Below are 18,565 nucleotides of genomic sequence, written 5' to 3'. Positions count from 1 at the left end.
AACGCAATGCCGTCGATGCGCGCCTTATTCGCCGTCGGCGAGGGTTTTGCGTCCGGGCCAAAGCGCCCACATGAGGACTGCCGCGGCGGCGGAGACGTTGAGCGACTCGACATTACCCGTGCCGGGAATTGTGACGAAGCGCGTGCACGCGGCGGCAACATTGGCGGAGAGTCCGGTTTCCTCGTTTCCGAGCACGAGCGCGACGGGGCGGTTGGGGCCGATTTCGCGCATGGCCTTGGAGACGGGCGATTTTGAGGCAACGGCCGCGCCGGCGACATCGTAACCGGTGTCGGCGAGCGCGCGGCACAGGCCGGGCAGATCCCACACGCGGAAAACATCCACGTATTGCATGCCGCCCTCGGCGATGCGGTAGGCGGACTCGCCGGGGAGCGCCTGCTGCTGGTCGTCGGCGAGGACGATTTTGCGAATGCCAAAAAACGCGGCGGTGCGCACGAGCGCGCCGAGGTTGTGCGCGTTGCCGATGCGGTCGAGGACCAGGACGCCTTCGCGCGCCTTGCCCCAGTCGGCGACTTCGTCGAGGGTGGGTTCGCGGAGTTCGGGCGCGGCGATGATGGCGACAACGCCGCCGTGGTGAATGGTGCCGGAGATTTTCTGGAGTTCGGCGGGTTGCACCATGCGATAGGGGCGTTTGTTTTGCGCGAGGTAGCTCGCCATTTTGCCGAGGCGCGAGGAGGCGGGCGCGTCGAAAAAGAGGCGTTTGATCGAATCGGGATTTTGCTTAAAAAGCGCCGTCACCGAGGCGGAGCCGCAAACGGGAATGTCTCTGGGTCGCATCATTCGGAATTTTTTGAGTCGCACATGCACGCGAATGCGCGCGGTTGTTGCAATCAAAGAAATACCCGCCCGCCAAATGCCCGCCGGTTCGCTTGTGGAAAAGCCGGGCGTGCTTTTTAGCCGACGCCGCCCCTTGAGGTTTTAGAAAACGCCCACTCTCTACTCTCGACCTTGGGCGAAAGGAACATATCTTGGCGCGCACAATCCATTTATTCCATGCTGCTCACCAAAGCCGAACTCGACTCGTTCCTCGCCGCAAAGAATGCCAATCCGCATACGTTCCTCGGCATGCATCACGCCAAGAGAGGCAGGACGTCGGGGATTGTGGTGCGCGCGTTTGTCCGCGAGGCCGCGCGATGCGAGGTGGTCGACATGGACGCTTCCAGCCCGACCCGCGCCAAGTCCGGCAAGCGCGCCGCCGCGGTTCGCTACGAGATGGAGCAGCTCGCGCCCGAGGGTTTTTTCGAGCTGTTCATCCCCAAGCGCACCGAGCTCTTCAAATACCAGTTGCGCGCCACGACGCACGGCGGCGAGATGCGCCAGTTTTGGGATCCCTATTCGTTCGCGCCGACAATCGGAGACCTCGACCTTTATCTCTTCAACGAGGGCAACGACCATTTCATCTACAAAAAACTCGGCGCGCATCTCATCGAAAACCAGGGCGTGCCCGGTGTTTCCTTCGCGGTGTGGGCGCCGAGCGCGGCGCGCGTTTCGCTCGTCGGCAACTTCAACCACTGGGACGGGCGCTACTACCCGATGCGTCCGCTCGGCGCGTCAGGCGTGTGGGAAATTTTTATTCCCGGCCTGCGCGAGGGCGAACTCTACAAATACGAAATCTACGACCAGCAGGGGCACCTCCATCTCAAAACCGACCCCTACGGCACATATTTCGAGGCGCCCCCGGCAACGCCTCCATCGTTTGCGACACGCGCCGTCACAAATGGGGCGACGACGCCTGGCTTGAAAAACGCAAGGCCAACGCCGGCCAGCGCGACCAGCCCATTTCGATTTACGAGGTGCACCTCGGCTCGTGGAAACGCAAGGTTGAGGACGGCAACCGCATCTTCAGCTACCGCGAACTCGCGCCCATGCTTGCCGAATATGTGGGCGACATGGGTTTCACGCACATCGAGGTGATGCCGCTCGCCGAGCATCCGTTCGACGGCTCGTGGGGTTATCAAGTCACCGGTTTTTTTGCGCCCACGCACCGCTACGGCAGTCCGGAGGATTTTGCCTACTTCGTCGATTACATGCACCAGCACGGCATCGGCGTCATCCTCGACTGGGTGCCCGCGCACTTCCCGCGCGACCAGTTCGCGCTCGCCGAGTTCGACGGCACGCACCTCTACGAGCACGCCGACCCGCGCCAGGGCGCGCACATGGACTGGGGCACGCTCATCTTTAACTACGGGCGCAACGAAGTGCGCTGTTTCCTCGCCGCCAACGCCCTCTCGTGGCTTGACCGCTACCACATCGACGGGCTGCGCGTGGATGCCGTCGCCTCAATGCTCTACCTCGACTACTCGCGCAAGGAGGGCGAATGGATTCCCAACAAATTCGGCGGGCGCGAAAACCTCGAGGCCATTGCGTTTATCCGCCAGGTCAACGACCTCGTGCACCAGTATTATCCCGGAGCGGTGATGATCGCCGAGGAGTCGACCTCGTTTGGCGGCGTGAGCAAACCCACGAGCGACGGCGGACTCGGCTTCGACTACAAATGGAACATGGGCTGGATGCACGACACCCTGCGCTTTTTCCAAAAGGAGCCCGTGCACCGCAAGTGGCACCAGAACGACCTCACGTTCGGCATGCTCTACCAATACGCGGAAAACTTTATCTCGGTTTTTTCGCACGACGAAGTCACGCACGGCAAGGCCTCGATGCTCTTCAAAATGGGCGCGTGGCACATCCCCGAAAAAGCCGCCAACCTGCGCGCGCTTTACGCGCACATGTGGACGTGGCCGGGCAAAAAACTCATCTTCATGGGCAGCGAGTTCGGCCAGTCCGGCGAATGGAATTACACCACGAGCCTCGACTGGCACCTGCGCCAATACATGGATCACGAAGGCATCCGCCTGCTCGTGCGCGACCTCAACAAACTCTATCGCGACGAACCCGTGCTCAGCCTGAACGACTTCAACCCGCAAGGTTTCCGCTGGATCAATTGCAACGATTCCGACGCGAGCGTGCTCTCATTCCAGCGCATGGACGCATACGGCCAGGATCTCTTTGCGGTCGTCGGCCACTTCACGCCGGTGTTGCGCAAGGACTACCGCATGGGCGTGCCGCGCGCGGGCTTCTGGAAGGAAGTTCTCAACACAAACAGCACCTATTACGGCGGCAACGGCCTCGGCAACGACGGCGGGCGCATGAGCGACCCCGTGCCCTGCGACGGCCACCCGCAAAGCATTGTGCTGCAACTTCCCCCGCTGAGCACGACGATCTTCAAGTGGTCGGCAAGCGCGCAGGAAGAATAAACGCCGGTCGAAATTGCCACATATTCATACCCCATGAAATTCCCGTTGCGGCTACGGCTCACGTTTGTGATTGCGTGCGTATTGTTCGCAATGTCGACCGCGCGCGCCGACCTTCGGCTAGTCTGCGAAATCGACGGCAAAGCCTTCGCCCCGCGGTCGATTTCCGGCAACACCATCGAAGTCACCGACGGAACCGAAACGCGCCAGACCGGGGCCGATGCAACTTGGCGGCTTGAGGGTGATCTGCGGGCAAATGCGGCGTTCCTGCGCATGTCGCCGAACTACACAATTTACCAACGGGGTTTTCGCCATCGTGTGCCCGGTGAAAAATATCCCATGCGCGCCAAGGCCGGTATTTCGCATTCCCAAGGCGGCGAGAGTGAGTTTTTGCGGCAATGGCCGGATGGTGTTTCGACAAGCCGTGCGCTGCTCGTCGTGGTGTGGATGCTCGACGGCCGCGCGGCGGATGCGCGCGTGCGCATTGTCCCGCCGACGCAGGGCAGCGCGTTCATTCGCAACGCCACGTTCGACCTCACCCGCGAACAGGCCGCGGCCGGGCAGGCTGTGCTGCTTCTTTGGAAGGACGGGCGCTTTTTCGAACCAAGGCAGCGCGAGTTCCATGGTCTCGACAAGGAGGCGGTTCATGCGGTGATTTTTGACGATGCCGTGCGTCTTCAAAAACTCATCTCTTCCAGGCGCATCAAGCCGATGACTGCTGCAAAAGACGGCGGCCTGACGCTGATGCACCTCGCGGCGCGGGCGGGGTCGGTGCGCGCGATGGACGTGCTGATCAAGGCCGCTCCGAAACTCGTGCGAGCCGAGGCGAATGAAAAATCCCAAAGAGCCACCCCGCTGGAGTTGGCCATCGAGAAAAGCCGCGCCGAAGCCGTCGAGCGCCTTTTGCGCGCCAAGGCCTCGGTCAATCTCAGGCCGATGACCCGGTCGTATGCGAGCACGCCGCTCAGCGCGGCAGTGGCATCGGGACACACTGGCATTGTGCGCGCTTTGATCGAAGCGGGCGCGGATCTATTTGGCCCGAGGAGCGCCAGTTATTCCGCCTTCGATACCGCGGTGATAGGCGGTGATGTTGGCCTCATGAAAACGCTGCTCGGCGGCAAACCGCCGTCGCCGGAATTGCTCGCCGATTACAAGGATTCCGACGTGCTGCGCTTTCAACTGCGCTTGGGCCAAGTCGAAATGGCGCTCTGGTTGATCGAACAAGGCCTGTCGCCAAACAACGACGAGACGACACTCAGAACACTGCTCGAAACGGCGGACCGCCAAAACGACGCTTCTTTTGCCCGGCTGATAACAAAGGTGGTGAAACCGCCGGAGTCCGATGCCGGAGGCAATGCGGGTGCGACCGCGCAATCCACCATTGGTCCCGATCTCCTCAACACCCCGCTCGCCGTAACCTCATCGACTCCCAATCCACGGCCGGCAAACGCGCTCATTGAGGCCGCCCGTGCGGATTATCCGCTGCTTGTTCGGGAGCTGGTCGCCGCCGGTTTTTCGCTCGACGAAACCGATTCAATCGGAGCCTCCGCCCTCCACGCCGCGGCCGCGACCAATGCGGTCGAGTCCATGCGCGTGCTGCTCGAGCATGGAGCGTCAATCAACGCCACCGACTCAAACGGCGCGAGCGCGCTCGACCGGGCGCTTGCGGAAGACGCCATCGATGCCGCGCGCCTGCTTGTTGAAAAGGGCGCGCGTCTTGATCCCGAATACAAATCGGCTCAGAAATCCCTCAATGCCGCACTGCGCATGGATATGACTGAGATCGTCATGCCCATGGTTGACGCTGGGTTTCCCTCGGACGGCAAACTGTATCGCACGTGGACATTGCGCCGCGCCGCCGAGCACTATCAGGCGCGGGCCTGCCTGCGGGCGCTCAATGAGCAGCCGGCCGCCAAGGGCAAAACCCGCCGGAAACGCCCAACCTCTATTGAACCGGAAAACTACACCCATAAGCTTGCCATGACAGCAGGAAAGGCTTCGCCGGACGAGGTGGACGATCCGCGCAATCCCTTTCTTGTCCGGCCTGAAACAACCGTTGAAATCAAGGCGGTGGTGGACAAATCGGGACGCGCGCGTTTTTGCACGGTGGAGCCGCTTCCTGACGGATCGATGCCGCCGCTGGCATTGCAAAACGCGGCAAGACACGCGCTGGAAAAACACAGATTCCCTCGAGGCCAGTCGGGTGGATCACTGCCGGCGTATTGGGTGTCGTTTACCTGCAAGTTTCCCGCGCTTGGCGATACGCCGGTTAATTCAACGGACGAAATCGACGAGATGTTTGTGATTCAAGAGCCGCGAGCCGCGCCCGGATATCCGCTGCTGGCCAAGCAGAAGAAGATACCGGGCCATGTTCTTCTGGCATTTGTGCTCAATGAAAAAGGGCGTGTCGAAATGGTCGATGTGATCAAGGCCACGCCGGATTTTGCATCGTCGGCAGTTGCCGCGGTCAAACTCTGGCGTTTCAGGCCCGCCAAAAAAGATGGTGTTCCAGTGCGCGCGCTGGGCGTGATCCCAATGCAATTCACTCCCTGAGCGTGCCCAACTCGTCGCTGCGTGATTGACGAAAACTCGGCATGATTCGATTTGGGCCAAATTATACTTTGGTAGGGCGAACCGTCCCGGTGAGCCGGGGATATTGCGGCCCACCGGGACGGTTCGCCCTGCCGCAAAAAAAAACGCCTCCGAAACCGGAGGCGTTTTTTGTTAAACGAAAAGATGAGCCGTGATTATTCGGCCTTTTTCTTGGCCGTCTTCTTGGCGGGTTTTTCCTCGCCGGCTGCTTCTTCGTCCGCGGCGGTTTTGCGGCGGGCTGATTTTTTCTCGGTCTTGCGGACTTCGCCGGCGGGGGCTTCTTCCGCGGCTGTCTCGATCGGGTTTTCCGAAACGACGTCGAAGCTGAAGTCGATGGAGACGTCGGCGTGGAGCTTGATTTTGACGTCGTGCTTGCCGAGGGTCTTCACCGGCGTGTGGAGGTGAATCTTGCGCTTGTCGAGGATGATGCCGGCCTCCTCGATCTTCTGGTGGAGGTCGGCCGCGGTGACGGCGCCGAACATCTTGCCGCCCTCGCCGGTCTTGACGGCAAACGCGACGCTGAGTTTTTCGAGCTGCTTGGCGACTTGCTGCGCGCCTTCGAACTCCTTGATTTCGCGCTCGGCGCGGCGTTTCTTGAGCGCCTCGACGTGCTTGCGGTTGGCTTGCGTGAGCGGAGCCGCGAGTTTTTGCGGGAAGAGATAGTTGCGCGCGTAGCCGGTGCGAACTTTGACCTGGTCGCCTTCGGCGCCGAGGTTTTCGAGAGGTTTAAGGAGGAGGACTTCTGTGTGAGCCATGTTGGTTTTTTTGTTTGATGTTAATTGTTGTGAGTGTGGTGTGCGTGGCGCGGTTTAGAACGGCACGTCTTCGTCGATGTTGTCCTGCGCGGGAGGCGGGTTGTTGCGCATGGGCGGACGGGGAGGGGGCGAGTTGCGCTCGACAGGCGATGCCTGGTCGAAATTTTCCTCGCTGGAGCCGCCGCCTTGTTGCCCGCCATCGCGGCTGCCGATGAATTGGAAGCCTTCGAGGACGATTTTGACTTTGCTGCGTTTTTGTCCCGTCGCCTTGTCCTCCCACGAGTCCTGTTTGAGCCGGCCTTGCACGAAGATCGGGCGGCCCTTGCTCATGAACTTGGAGATGACTTCGCCCTGCTTGCCCCAGGCTTCGATGTCGAAAAAGTTGACCTCTTCCTTGCTGTTGCCGGACTCGTCCTTGTAGGTGCGGTTGACGGCGATGCCAAACTGGCAGATGGAGGTTCCCCTCGGCGTGACCCGGAGTTCGGGATCGCGCGTGAGGTTTCCGATGAGGATGACTTGATTGAATGAGGCCATGGGGATGTGGGCTGGTTGGAGGGTTTGCAGTTTGCGGTTTGCAGTCGATTGGGCTGCAAGCCACCGCGCGAAGTTTTGTTAGAGCGTCTCGATGAAGATGCGGTAGACGGTGTTGTTGAGGCGGAAGCGTTCCTTGAGCTGCGCCGGGCCTTCGGCGGGGGCGTCGAAGGCGATTTGCACGTAGACGCCGCTGGTGAATTTCTTGTCGGTCACGCGGACGAAGTCGCGCTTGCCGAGGTTTTCGACGGCGGTGACTTCGCCTTGGACGGCGGCGATTTCGGTTTTCACGTCCTCGATGAGCTTGTCGATGGATTCTTCTTGGCCGCGGTTGTCGATGATGAATGTGCCGCGGTAGTTGCGTTTGGTCGTTGTCATGTGTTTTTTTCTCTTCTGTTAAGTGTGTTCATGGCCCGGTCGGCTCCGTGTTCGAGGAGGGTGTCGAGGCCTTTGAGATAGTGTGGAAGTGTGTTTGCGACGATTGTCTGTTGGTCGGTGTCAAGGTTTCCGAGGACGAAGTCTTTGAGGTCCATTTTCGGGGGCCGTTTCGGGCCGATGCCTATGCGGTAGCGGATGAATCCGTCGCCGAGGTGCTGAAGGATGCTGGCGATGCCGTTGTGGCCGCCGGCCGAGCCGGTGAGCGAGACTTTCACAAGTCCGAGGTCGATGTTAATGTCGTCGTAGATGACGGCGATTTGGGCGACCGGGATTTTATAATAGCGGGCGAGCGACTGGAGCGCGACGCCGCTTTCGTTCATGTAGGTCTGCGGTTTGGCGAGCAGGAGCGGTGTGCCGCCGGGAGGGTTGTCCCAGCGGGTGATCTCGGCGTGGCGGGCGGCTTGCATTTTCCACGAGAGCGCGTGCCGGCGGGCAAGCGCGTCGAGGATGATGAAGCCCAGGTTGTGGCGGGTATTGGCATACTCGCGACCCGGGTTGCCGAGTCCGGCAACAAGCAAAATGGACATGTCTCAAAGAACAATCGCCCGGAGCCGTGGCGGTCAAGCCGCGGCCCCGAACGGGAAAACTTATTTCTTGGCGGGAGCGGCTGCGGGCGCGGCGGCACCGGCGGCGGGTTTTGCGCCCGCGGCGGGAGCGGCGGCGGCTGCGGGAGCGGCGGCTGCGGCACCGGATGTCGCGGAGGCAACTTCCTCCACTGGAGCGACGCACGAGAAGACGGGAAGGTTCTTGTCGTCGCGGAACTCAACGCCGGAGATGGTTTTGAGTGCGCCGACGTGGAGAGTTTCGCCGATCTTGATATTGGTGACGTCCACTTCGATGAAAGAGGGGAGATCCTTGGGCAGGCAGCGGATGCGCAGGTAAGGATTGGGCATTTCGAGAACGCCGTTCTGGGTCTTGACGCCGTAGGCCTCGCCGACCGAGACAACGCGCACGTGGATTTCCATCTTTTCGTCGGCTTTCACTTCCTGGAAGTCGATGTGGAGGAACCGGTCCGTGATGGGGTCGCGCTGGACCTCTTGAATGAAGGAAAGCGCGGCGGGTTTGTCCTTGCGTTCGATTTCAACGAGGGAGGATGAGCCTCCGATGGCCTTGAGCAGGCGTGTGAATTCGGGACCGTCCACCGAGATGGTTTCGGGCTGGGTGTGCTTTCCGTAGAGGACGGCGGGCACCTTGTTTTCTTTGCGGACGCGGCGGGATGCGCTGCGGCCTGTTTGCTCGCGTGTGGCGGCTGTTATTTTGTATTGTTGTTTCATGGTTTCGTTCCCCCTGGTCACCCCGGGAATCGGAGGCAGGCGTAGTGGAAAAGGGTTGATCAAATACGGTGCTGAAGGGGGAAGGCAATCAAATCTTTGCGTTTGTTTCGGGGACGGGGAAGTTAGCAGCCCCGGCTCCCGGGGCCTTGAGACTGGCTTTGGTTACGGCGCGCCGGTTCGTTTTTTGCAGCGAGGCAAGCGGCAAACAGGGGCAACGCAAAAATCTTTTTGATGCGGAAGGTTTCTTGCGCAGGCGAAATGCGTGCCGGGTTTGCGGGCGCGTCCCTGTTTCAGTTGCGCCAATACAAGGTATGGCAAAAATACCATGACCTTGGCCTTGAGGCTTTATTCAACCCAATCAACCATCCGCCCAGTTATACACCTCCCTGTTTTCTAGCTCCACCAAGCATATTTGGAAAAACCTATCATTATAAAAATACTCCAGCCTTTGTTTTCTTTGGATCGTCAGCATGCCCCTGTATCTTTCCCCATATAAGTCAATGTCGTCGGCGTGGAAAGCCGAGATTCGTGACGCCAATAAAGCGCCTGATGCGCAGTGGATGGAGCAGGGCTGTAAATAATTTAATAACTACAACCAAAATATTAACCCCCATGCTATACAATATGAAGACGCTTATAGGCAGGCTTGCCGTGTTTATTTTTATTTTGCCGGTTTTCGCACCAATGCGTGCTGATAACACCGTCCCCGCGGCCGGGGCGGGCACCGGCATTGTCGAGGGAACTGTGTATAATTCCGCCAGCGGCACTCCTGTCGCCAGGGCGCGCGTTACGATCAAGGGCACTCAACGGGAAACGCTCACCGACGATAATGGCGGGTTTTATTTTGCCGATTTGCCGGCGGGGGCGGCCACGCTGGAGGTTTCCTATCTGGGTTTCGATTCGCAAACCTCCACGGTGCCCGTCACCGCGGGGAAGAGCACCACGTTTGAATTCAAAATTCGCCGCGAGGGTTCATCCGTGAAAAGAGGCGCGGGCGATGATGATGTGGTCGAATTGGACCGTTTTACGGTTGTGGCCGACCAGATGATGAGCGCCCAAGCCATCGCCATGAACGAGCAGCGTCATGCGGCCAGCATCACAAACGTCATCGCTCTTGATGAATTGCCCGGGCAGGGTTCCGAAAATATCGGCGACTACATACGCTTCCTTCCCGGAGTGGCCATCATGGATGACGGAGAGAATCCCGGCACACTTGCTCTCGGGGGTTCCCCTCGGACAAGTCGAACATCTCCCTTGATGGTGGCGGCATAGCCAGCACTGGGGCAGGCGGCACATCTGACGGCGCCCTGACAGAAGGCGGCGGGCGCACAATGTCCCTGAGAGATGTGCCCATGGTTAACATAGAGCGCGTGGAGATAACCAAAGTTCCCACGCCCGACAAGCCTGCCTCGGGCTTGGGCGGCTCTATGAACCTAGTGACCAAGGGGATGCTGGGCATCAAGAAAGCGCGCCTTAACTGGCAGCTCTACATGACGCTCAACACCAATGATGGTCTTACCTTTAAGGGGGGAGACAAACAGGCCATCCCCCAACTTTCCCCAAGCGCCAAGCAGCCGTCTTACAGTTTCACCGCGGTGCTTCCCGCTAGCAGACGGGTGGTTTTCAGTGTGGGGTATTCAAAATCATGGAGGCAGCGTCCCGCTGATGACACCCCGGTTGAGTATGCGGATTGGAATCTTCGGCACGAAGGCATCAGCAACAGCACTCCCAAAATCGAAGGGAACTTGGGTCCGAAGGATATCGCGCTTCGCTACGCAACATGGTCGCAACTGGCGCAAATCACCAGCACGGAAAACATACAAGCCGGCATGGAGTTCCGTTTGTCTCGAAACGACACCTTGGCGCTTACCATCCAGCATCGCGAGGTATCCTCCGAGCAGGTGAGCAGCCGGATGCGCTGGCAATTTACCGGTGCGCAGCAACGGTATCCCGTTGTCCCCGCCGGGGCCGATCCCGCGACAACCACTCAAAGCCCTGGGTTTGGCAACGCAACAATCACCATGGGGCAAGCCGCTCCGCTAAATTACTATGAGGGCACCGACACCACCCACCTGACACTGCGCTACAAGCACACCGGTCCCAAGTGGCGTGTCGATGCGCAAGGCGTCTATTCCTCCGCCGTGCGTAAACGCGACAGTCGTGTCCGAGGTTACGCCGCCTCCTATATTGCCGAGCTTCGAGACCTAAACATGACCGGTTACGGCATGAATACAACCGACAGTATTTTACCAACTTCCTATGAAGCCATCTACCATCCTGATCAAACACCGATTGACCCTTACGATGGAGAAACCTACAGGCTCACCGGGCTGAGGGAGGAATATGCCCGTTACGAAACAAAAAATATGGAGGGGCGCATCGACGCGGAGCGCATATTCAACCGGTTTCTCTCGTTTAAGACCGGCGCAGCCTTCACCCGGCAGGATCGCGACAACCAGCGAATGATGCCTCAATATAATTTTAATGGTGACGCCGCCCTCGCCAGTGCCACGGGAATGCAGGCACAAAGCGTTTCCCTCTACGACTTTGTCGACGACTCCATAGATATCAAGATGAACGGCAGATCCGTTCGCTGGCTCAACCCGGTGAAAGTTTATGATCTCTTCAAGCAGCGGCCTGAGTTTTTCGAGCTAAACAGCAGCTCTGAATATTACCAAATGAAGGCGAATAACTCCAAGCGGATGGTCGAAGATATTACCGCCGGTTATTTGCGCTTCGATTTGCGGCTCTTTGGCAATCGTCTGCACACGGTTTTCGGGGCTCGCTATGAACGCACCAGGGTTGAGGGCTGGGCAGGGCTTGAGGATCAGACTGCTGTCTATCAATACGATGAAAATGGAAACCGCATCCCCAAACCCGGCGGCGGCTTTCTAATGGTGACCGACGATCCGTCCCAACAAACCAGATATATTTACAAGGAGCGCGGATTTAATGATGAGAAGAGCTACGATGGCATCTATCCGAGCGTGAATATGAATTTTTCCATTACGCCCAATTTTGTGGCCCGCGCCGCCTACGCGCGCACTATCGGGCGTCCCAATGTCAACGATATCGTGGCCGGTTTCAGAATTCCCGACAGTGCGGGAATAGCCTCAAGCGTGACCATTAGCGTTGCAAACCCGGGCTTGGAACCCTGGACGGCGGACAGTTTCCACCTCTCGCTTGATTCCTATTACATAAAGGGCGGCTTCGGTTCCATCGGAGTATATAAGAAAAAAATCTCCAAATTCATAGGCAACTACCGCTTCCTTGCGGATGAGGCGATTTTGCGCGCCTATGGAGTCCCTGAAGCCGAGGCCAAAAATCTGGCGGAGGGAGAAGGCGCCATATTTCTTTCCCGCAAGGAAAATATCGGCAACGCGGAGCTTACCGGTTTCGAAATGAGTTATCGTCAGGACTTATTCTTCCTTCCTGCGTGGTTGCGCAAGGTGCAGCTTTGGGTGAACTATACTCACATTGCGATTGATGGTGAGAAAGCGGATGAGTTTACGGGGTTCACTCCCGACAGCCTGTCCGCCGGCATCAACTACATTCGCCCTCGTTTCTCGCTTCGCATCGCTTGCGCCTATCAAGGCGAAACAAAGGCGTGGATCGAGAAATCAAGCACGAATGAGAACGTTCCCCCTTACGCTGCAAATTATCAGGCAGCCTACACCCGCTGGAGCGTGACGGCCGAGTATAGTTTTTCGAGGGCTCTGACTATATTCGCAAATTGCAGCGATGTGTTTGGCAAGGATCTCATAATCTACCGCCGCGCGTCCGACACTCCGGCTTATGCCCAAAAATACACACGCCGCTCCAATCCCGCCTACATTACAATCGGTGTAAAAGGCACCTTCTAGCAGGAATAATACAAGGATTCCCTCCAAGCCGGATCAAATATTGACCGCGTTTCCGACGCAAAAACTCCAACCGAACTTCTCCACTCTGATTTTATGAAACACCCTGTTTACACATCCCCTCGCACAGGAATCATCTTTGGTGCGCTTGCGCTGGTCGCCGCGACATTTCCACAAGCACTCCCTGCGCAGGCGCCTGAAGCGGCGCCTGTCGACGGCACTTTCTCATTTTATCAAGACACTACATATGCGGGATTCGGGGCGCCCCTGCGCCAGGCCGTCAATCTGGATACCTCATGGCTTATCGCAGACGGAGTTACCGTGACGGTGAAAGACCGGTTTTTCACAGTGAACAACAGCAACCACGGCGGGGCCTTTGCCATAGCCACCAATGTGGAATTCATAATCGCGCCCCTGAATAAAACGGGGTGGGTTGTGTTTGAAAATAATCTCAACGCTGGGCCCGGCGGTGTGTTCAATCCCGGCAACGGCACCCTATGGGACATCACCAACGCCTCCTTTATTAATAATAAAAGCACGACAAGCACCGAGGGCGGCGGCGCGATGAAAGGAAATTCAACCGCCGAGATCAGGCTGAATAATGTCATCTTTGACGGGAACAGCGGACGTTCGGGCGGAGCTATCACCTACTACGGCAATGCACGCATCACCGACTCGGTGTTTGTAAACAACATCGCGCATTCCTCGAATACAGCCGGCAACTTTGTGCGCGCCAACGCAAACGGGACGGGTGGGGCGATACAGGCCAAGGGCGCCAAGCTGACCATCATTCGCGAATCGTCTTTTGTCGGCAACCGGGCCCTGTGGGCGGGCGGCGCGATCGCGGCTCATGGCAATAATACACTGGAGCTATTTGACATTAAGGACATCAGCAACAATTACGCCAGTTTCGGCGGCGCAATTGCCGACGCCAACAACTCGACTGCGAAAAATGTTGATGGCATTACCTTCAAATACACCGGCACGACCGGCATCACCGATTTTGTGTATTCCGGCAATGTGGCGAACGGTGCTTATATGACGGCAAAAACCGATATCGCAGCACTGTTGAGCGGAAGCATCCCCTTCACGCCGAGCGCCAAGGGCGGCGGTTTTTACTGGACCGGCACCATTTCTGCCAACAACGCAAACCCCCGTCTGGCTTTCGACATCGTGGAGGGTGTGACAGTGTCCATTGGCAAGGCGGGCAATCCCAGCGCATGGGATTCCATCGCCACCATGGACCGCGTCGGCACCACCGGTCCGGGGAGCACGGCGAAGCTGGAGCTGTCGGGGGCGGGGCGGTTGATTTTGCATGCGGACAATTCATATTACCAAGGGTCGGTTAGTGTTCAGGGCGGATCGCTGATCCTCGGCAACCAGAATGCTTCATTGGGCGGCGCGGTCACTGTGAATACAGGCGCGACGCTTGGTGGTTCGGGCACGCTTGTCACACACAAACAAGATGACTCCATCGCCTCGGGCCGCACCAGTCTCACACTCGCAAGCGGCGCGCGTCTCTCATTGGGCACTGATGCGGCCACGGAGGCGGAAACACTTTATGTCGGGGGCAATGTAACCGCCACCGCTGGCGCCATTTTCAACCACGATTTGTTTGAAAGCGGCTCGGCCAGCAAACTTTCCGTGACTGGCAATCTTATCCTCACGGGCACCTCTGCCGACGCCGTCATCGTCAACCTCGGCCTGCTCGCAAATGGCAGCTTCACGTTGATGGAGTGGACGGGCTCGGGGCTTTCCTCCAGCGACCTCGACCTCACCGGCACCAACTCCAAAATCCGCCTCACTGTCGACGGTGTGGCCGAGAGTGCCCGCAGCAATGCCTCGTTGTCCGTGGTCGGAAAGACACTCGTCGTGACCAGCACCGTCAACAATCTCATCATGAAGTGGACGGGGGCGAACGGCAACGTATGGACACGCCGCACCGCCGATGTGCAACGCAATTGGGCGGATGCGGATGGGAGCGCCGAAAATCGATTTTTTAACGCCGACAGTGTGTTGTTTGACGGAGACGCCGATTCGGCAAATCCAGACAATCGTATTATCAACATCGCCGCCGGCGGCGTGGTCGTATCCGGCATGGAAGTCACGGGAAGCGCCCGTTATGAATTTCGAGGGGAGGGCGGAATCACGTCCGACGCAGGGGCGATCGGCAACGCCAGTTTTACGCCAACCGACAAATTGAAAAAGAGCGGATCGGGCGAATTGATTTTCGCCAACACGGCTGCAAATACATTTGCCAGTGGTATTGATGTGGAGGGCGGCATGATCACCTTTGATCGCGCGGCGCAGCTTGGCTCGGGAACCGGGGGCATTCTGTTTTCCGATTCAGGCACGCTGCGCGCAACGGAAACCGTTAGCGGCACGCTGGCTGAGCGCCTGACCGTCGCGGCCGGCAAAACAGCCGAGCTTATGGTCAATGAAGGGGGCTCGCTTGTTTATGACGGGACACTCGCCGCCGGCGGAGCGGGCGCTGTGTTGCGCAAGACCGGAGAGGGCTCCGTTCTTCTCACCAATGATAACTCAGCCAACACCGTCGGGATCGAGATCGAGGCGGGCTCGTTGACGCTGGGCACCCCTTCTTCGGCGCTCGGCGGAAACATAACAGTGGGAACAGGCGCCTCGCTTGGCGGCGCGGGCTCGGCAGGCAATTACGGTCAAGTTAAAGTGGCGTCGGGCGGAATCTTGGAAGCGGGCGAGGGTAATGTGCAGTCGGGCACCCTGACGGTTCACAACCTAACGGCAAGTGGTGGCGCGATTTTTAAATTCGATTTGTTTAAAACCGCGGATGGCGCCTACCAGGAAAGCGATCGATTGCACGAGGCAGGCACATCGTCGATTAGCGGAACCAATTTTATCGATATTACAACCTTTGCTACAGGCACGTTCAACCTTGGAGATATCACAGACCTCGTGGCAAACTCGCGTGTCACGCTCAATGGCATGGCGCTTGCCTCGGGCGGGCGCATTTTGGCAACGCTCGAAAATGATGGAGGGATCCTGTCCCTCACCATGTCGGCGGATCAGTCGCGTGTGCTCGCGTGGACAGGCGGTGCTGACGCCACTTGGAATCTCACCGGGACCAACTGGACCGATTCCGGCGCGGTAAATAATTACAGCTACGGCGACCGCGTGATTTTTGACAGCAGTTCGGATGCCGGGGCTCCTGCCCACCGGACTATATTAATCGACGCAAGCGAGGTGCATGTTGCCGATATGACGGTGAGCGGTGATGCTGACTATACGTTCACCGGTGGCGGCATTCACGCTTCCGCTGATAACGTGCAGGATGACGGCATGGGCGGGACCCTGTTCTCTGGCAGCGGCAAGCTGACCAAGGCCGGCGACGGTATTCTCACATTCGAGAACGGGAAAAACACATTCGTCAACGGTGTCGAAATTGGCGGAGGTGTGATCGCCATAAGCAACGGCAACCAGCTCACCACATCCGACACCGCAGGCATCACGTTTACTGGCGATGCCACCTTGCGAGCGACGGCCGATCTTGTCATTGATGACACTGTTGCCATTGGCGCGGGCAAAACCGGCATCCTGGATAGCAACGGCCATAACATGATTCTTAGCGGAAGCCTTGTCGGCGGGGTCAACACAACATTTGTCAAGGACGGTGCGGGCACGTTGCTGCTTGATGCCAGCCTCGGTGGATATAGCGGCACGCTGGCCGTGCGCCGCGGGACGTTGCAAGCAGGAGCCGAGGAGACATTTTCATTTGGCAAACCAGCGGCAATCGTAGTGGACGACGGGGCGATACTCGACCTCGGTGGCCACAACCAATCGGTGGTCAACCTGACCGGATTGGGCGCGGTCAATCTTAGTGACGCCACACTGGCCTACGCTGTGGCAACCGGCGAGAGCATTGAGTTTGCCGGAAAATTCATCGGCGCCGGCACGGTCATTAAGGACGGTGCGGGCAAACTGACACTTTCCGGATCAAGCAGCATGTCAGGCGAATTCGTTTTCATGGCCGGAGAGATCGGTTTGGCAAGCAATGCCGCATTCGGCTCCAGCTTGGTGAGAGTTGGCACCAATAATGGGAAAATCCATTTGAACGTCGACGATCTGACTCTGCCCAATGACATTGAGGTGGAGCCGGGAAAAACGCTCACCATCGAATCTGCCGGACATAATGCCGAGCTCCCTGGGAAAATCGGCGGCGCCGGCACGCTCATACTCGAAGGCACCGGCACGTTTACCCTCGCAGGCAACAACTCCATCAGCAGGTTGGATTTAAACACACCGCTTACGATTGCACGGAGCGGGGCTATCGGAGTGGACGTGAACGTCGCCACTGGCTCCACGCTGGAATACCGTGATATCGCATTGGGACAGGTGGCGTCCAACATATCCGGAGATCGCGTGCTCTTCACCAACAGCACGTTGTCGTTGACAGGACAGAATACCTTGAAAAATTTCGTTGTCGGAGCGGGAACACGCCTCACGGCCATATCCACGGAGGCGCTTGGCGGTCTCAGTGCTGATGTCGTTGTGCGCGACGGGGGTTGGCTGAAAATAAGCAATCCCTCCACACTGGCCCACAATGTGACCGTGGACGGCGGCACCATCGTATTTGGTTCCGATTACTTGATGGGTTCGCTTGGCCTCACAGGGACGATGAATTTTGCCAACGGGGGCGAAATCCGCCTGGGTGGAGCGCTTTACACCGGCATTTATACTGCTGCGATCGCCTATGGCGGCATCGCGAACATGCCAACCTACGATCCCAATCAAGGCGATATGCTCATGGTGGTCGATATTGTGGACGGTTACAGATTGCAGATCACCGCCTACAACAAGGCGCTTCAACCAGGCAAAGACATTGTCGCTGGCCTTGATGCGATGCGGGCCTCCACCAATGCCGTGTTCTCGCACATCAACGAGGATTTCATTCTTCCCCTGATTGAGCGGGATCGCGCCGTCCCGAAGCGCAGTCTGTGGCTGCGCATGGCGGGTTCGTTTGCCGAGCATGAAAGCAACGCAACCTTCCTCGGCTACAAGGACAACAGCAGCGTGGGCGCCGTGGGCTTTGATTGGGCCTCCTCCAAAAACTACATGTTCGGCGCCTGTATTGCCTACACCAACACGAGGTTGGAGACAGCCAATGGCGCCACCACCGAGATGGACGCGCCGGTTTTTGGCGCATACGGAGCGGTTCGAAAAGGTAATTTCTACACAAGTGGAAACGCCTCGTTTTCGCCGGGGAGCGCAGACACCGAGCGTTGCGAGGAGCATAATAACTTTGTGAAGGGCACTTATGATTTTAGAAGCTTGGGAGGCGGGATTGAGGCGGGCTATGTATGGCCTGTCTTTACGAAAGCCACGCTCAGGCCTTCCATTGGACTCCAGTATACAAACATCTCCTTCAGCGACTATTCGGAGACTGGCAAGGGTGCTGTTCGCATGGATGATTTCAGCGCCGATTCTCTCCACGCCCAAGTGCGGCTCGGCCTCAGTCGAAGCTTTTTGCAAAAGCAGGGACGGGCAGGAATGGTGGATGTCAGTATCGGCTGGCGGCAGGAGCTTCTCAATGACGCCACCGATGTGCAGGCCACACTGATAGAATATCCGGCGGCAAAGCTGCGGATCCGCGGTGACAAATACGACGAGAATAGCCTCATGGCTCGCATTGGACTCCGGATGATGCTAAGCAAAACAACGCTTTTTGCATTCTCCTACGAATATGAATATATTCCATTTGGAGACCACAAAAACGCCACAAGGCGCGACACCTTCATGGCCTCAATCCGGCAAAGCTGGTGAGCCTTCCGGATGAAAACAAAACGAAGCCTTATATGCTTCGGGACTTATAA

Annotated in this window: 10 protein-coding genes and 1 pseudogene; 5 read left to right on the top strand and 6 right to left on the bottom strand. The window is 58.1% G+C overall.

Annotated elements, in window-relative coordinates; translation table 11 throughout:
* Positions 1–24 precede the first annotated feature (24 nt).
* Complete coding sequence (locus CKA38_RS03015; protein ID WP_236919127.1) at positions 25–798, bottom strand: TrmH family RNA methyltransferase; 774 nt, start codon at positions 796–798, stop codon at positions 25–27.
* Between the two features lie 213 nt (positions 799–1,011).
* On the opposite strand from CKA38_RS03015, the pseudogene glgB reads away from it, so the two are divergent.
* Together glgB and CKA38_RS03005 are read left to right on the top strand one after the other, a co-directional pair.
* Positions 1,012–3,272 (top strand): annotated as a pseudogene (gene glgB, locus CKA38_RS03010) (1,4-alpha-glucan branching protein GlgB).
* A gap of 90 nt (positions 3,273–3,362) precedes the next feature.
* Positions 3,363–5,822: a TonB family protein gene (locus tag CKA38_RS03005; protein ID WP_161554699.1), complete on the top strand. Its 2,460-nt coding sequence runs from the start codon at positions 3,363–3,365 to the stop codon at positions 5,820–5,822.
* A 194-nt stretch (positions 5,823–6,016) separates the two neighbouring features.
* Here CKA38_RS03005 and rplI read toward each other — a convergent pair whose 3' ends face one another.
* From rplI to CKA38_RS02980, 5 genes are all read right to left on the bottom strand, one after another.
* Positions 6,017–6,616, bottom strand: a complete 600-nt coding sequence (gene rplI / locus CKA38_RS03000; RefSeq protein ID WP_108824171.1) for a 50S ribosomal protein L9 — start codon at positions 6,614–6,616, stop codon at positions 6,017–6,019.
* Positions 6,617–6,670: 54 nt separating this feature from the next.
* Positions 6,671–7,150: a single-stranded DNA-binding protein gene (locus CKA38_RS02995; RefSeq protein WP_108824170.1), complete on the bottom strand. Its 480-nt coding sequence runs from the start codon at positions 7,148–7,150 to the stop codon at positions 6,671–6,673.
* Between the two features lie 78 nt (positions 7,151–7,228).
* Positions 7,229–7,525, bottom strand: coding sequence for a 30S ribosomal protein S6 (locus tag CKA38_RS02990; protein WP_108824169.1), 297 nt, complete (start codon positions 7,523–7,525; stop codon positions 7,229–7,231).
* Positions 7,522–8,112 carry an aminoacyl-tRNA hydrolase gene (gene pth / locus CKA38_RS02985; protein WP_108824168.1) on the bottom strand — a complete coding sequence of 197 codons (591 nt, stop codon included), beginning with the start codon at positions 8,110–8,112 and terminating at the stop codon, positions 7,522–7,524. Before pth ends, CKA38_RS02990 begins: the two co-directional genes overlap by 4 nt.
* A 60-nt stretch (positions 8,113–8,172) precedes the next feature.
* On the bottom strand, positions 8,173–8,859 hold the full coding sequence (locus CKA38_RS02980) for a 50S ribosomal protein L25 (protein WP_108826371.1): 687 nt from the start codon (positions 8,857–8,859) through the stop codon (positions 8,173–8,175).
* 684 nt (positions 8,860–9,543) lie between these two features.
* Here CKA38_RS02980 and CKA38_RS15635 point away from each other — a divergent pair.
* From CKA38_RS15635 to CKA38_RS02965, 3 genes are all read left to right on the top strand, one after another.
* Positions 9,544–10,131 carry a carboxypeptidase-like regulatory domain-containing protein gene (locus CKA38_RS15635; RefSeq protein ID WP_161554698.1) on the top strand — a complete coding sequence of 196 codons (588 nt, stop codon included), beginning with the start codon at positions 9,544–9,546 and terminating at the stop codon, positions 10,129–10,131.
* Positions 10,132–10,211: 80 nt separating this feature from the next.
* Positions 10,212–12,722, top strand: a complete 2,511-nt coding sequence (locus tag CKA38_RS02970) for a TonB-dependent receptor domain-containing protein (RefSeq protein WP_108824166.1) — start codon at positions 10,212–10,214, stop codon at positions 12,720–12,722.
* Between the two features lie 93 nt (positions 12,723–12,815).
* Complete coding sequence (locus CKA38_RS02965; protein ID WP_108824165.1) at positions 12,816–18,515, top strand: autotransporter domain-containing protein; 5,700 nt, start codon at positions 12,816–12,818, stop codon at positions 18,513–18,515.
* The last annotated feature ends 50 nt before the right edge of the window (positions 18,516–18,565 follow it).

Source organism: Ereboglobus luteus (assembly GCF_003096195.1).
GTDB classification, from domain to species: Bacteria; Verrucomicrobiota; Verrucomicrobiia; order Opitutales; family Opitutaceae; genus Ereboglobus; species Ereboglobus luteus.
The sequence above is the reverse complement of the archived record's forward strand: the minus strand, read 5'-3'. Positions and strand labels throughout refer to the sequence as shown.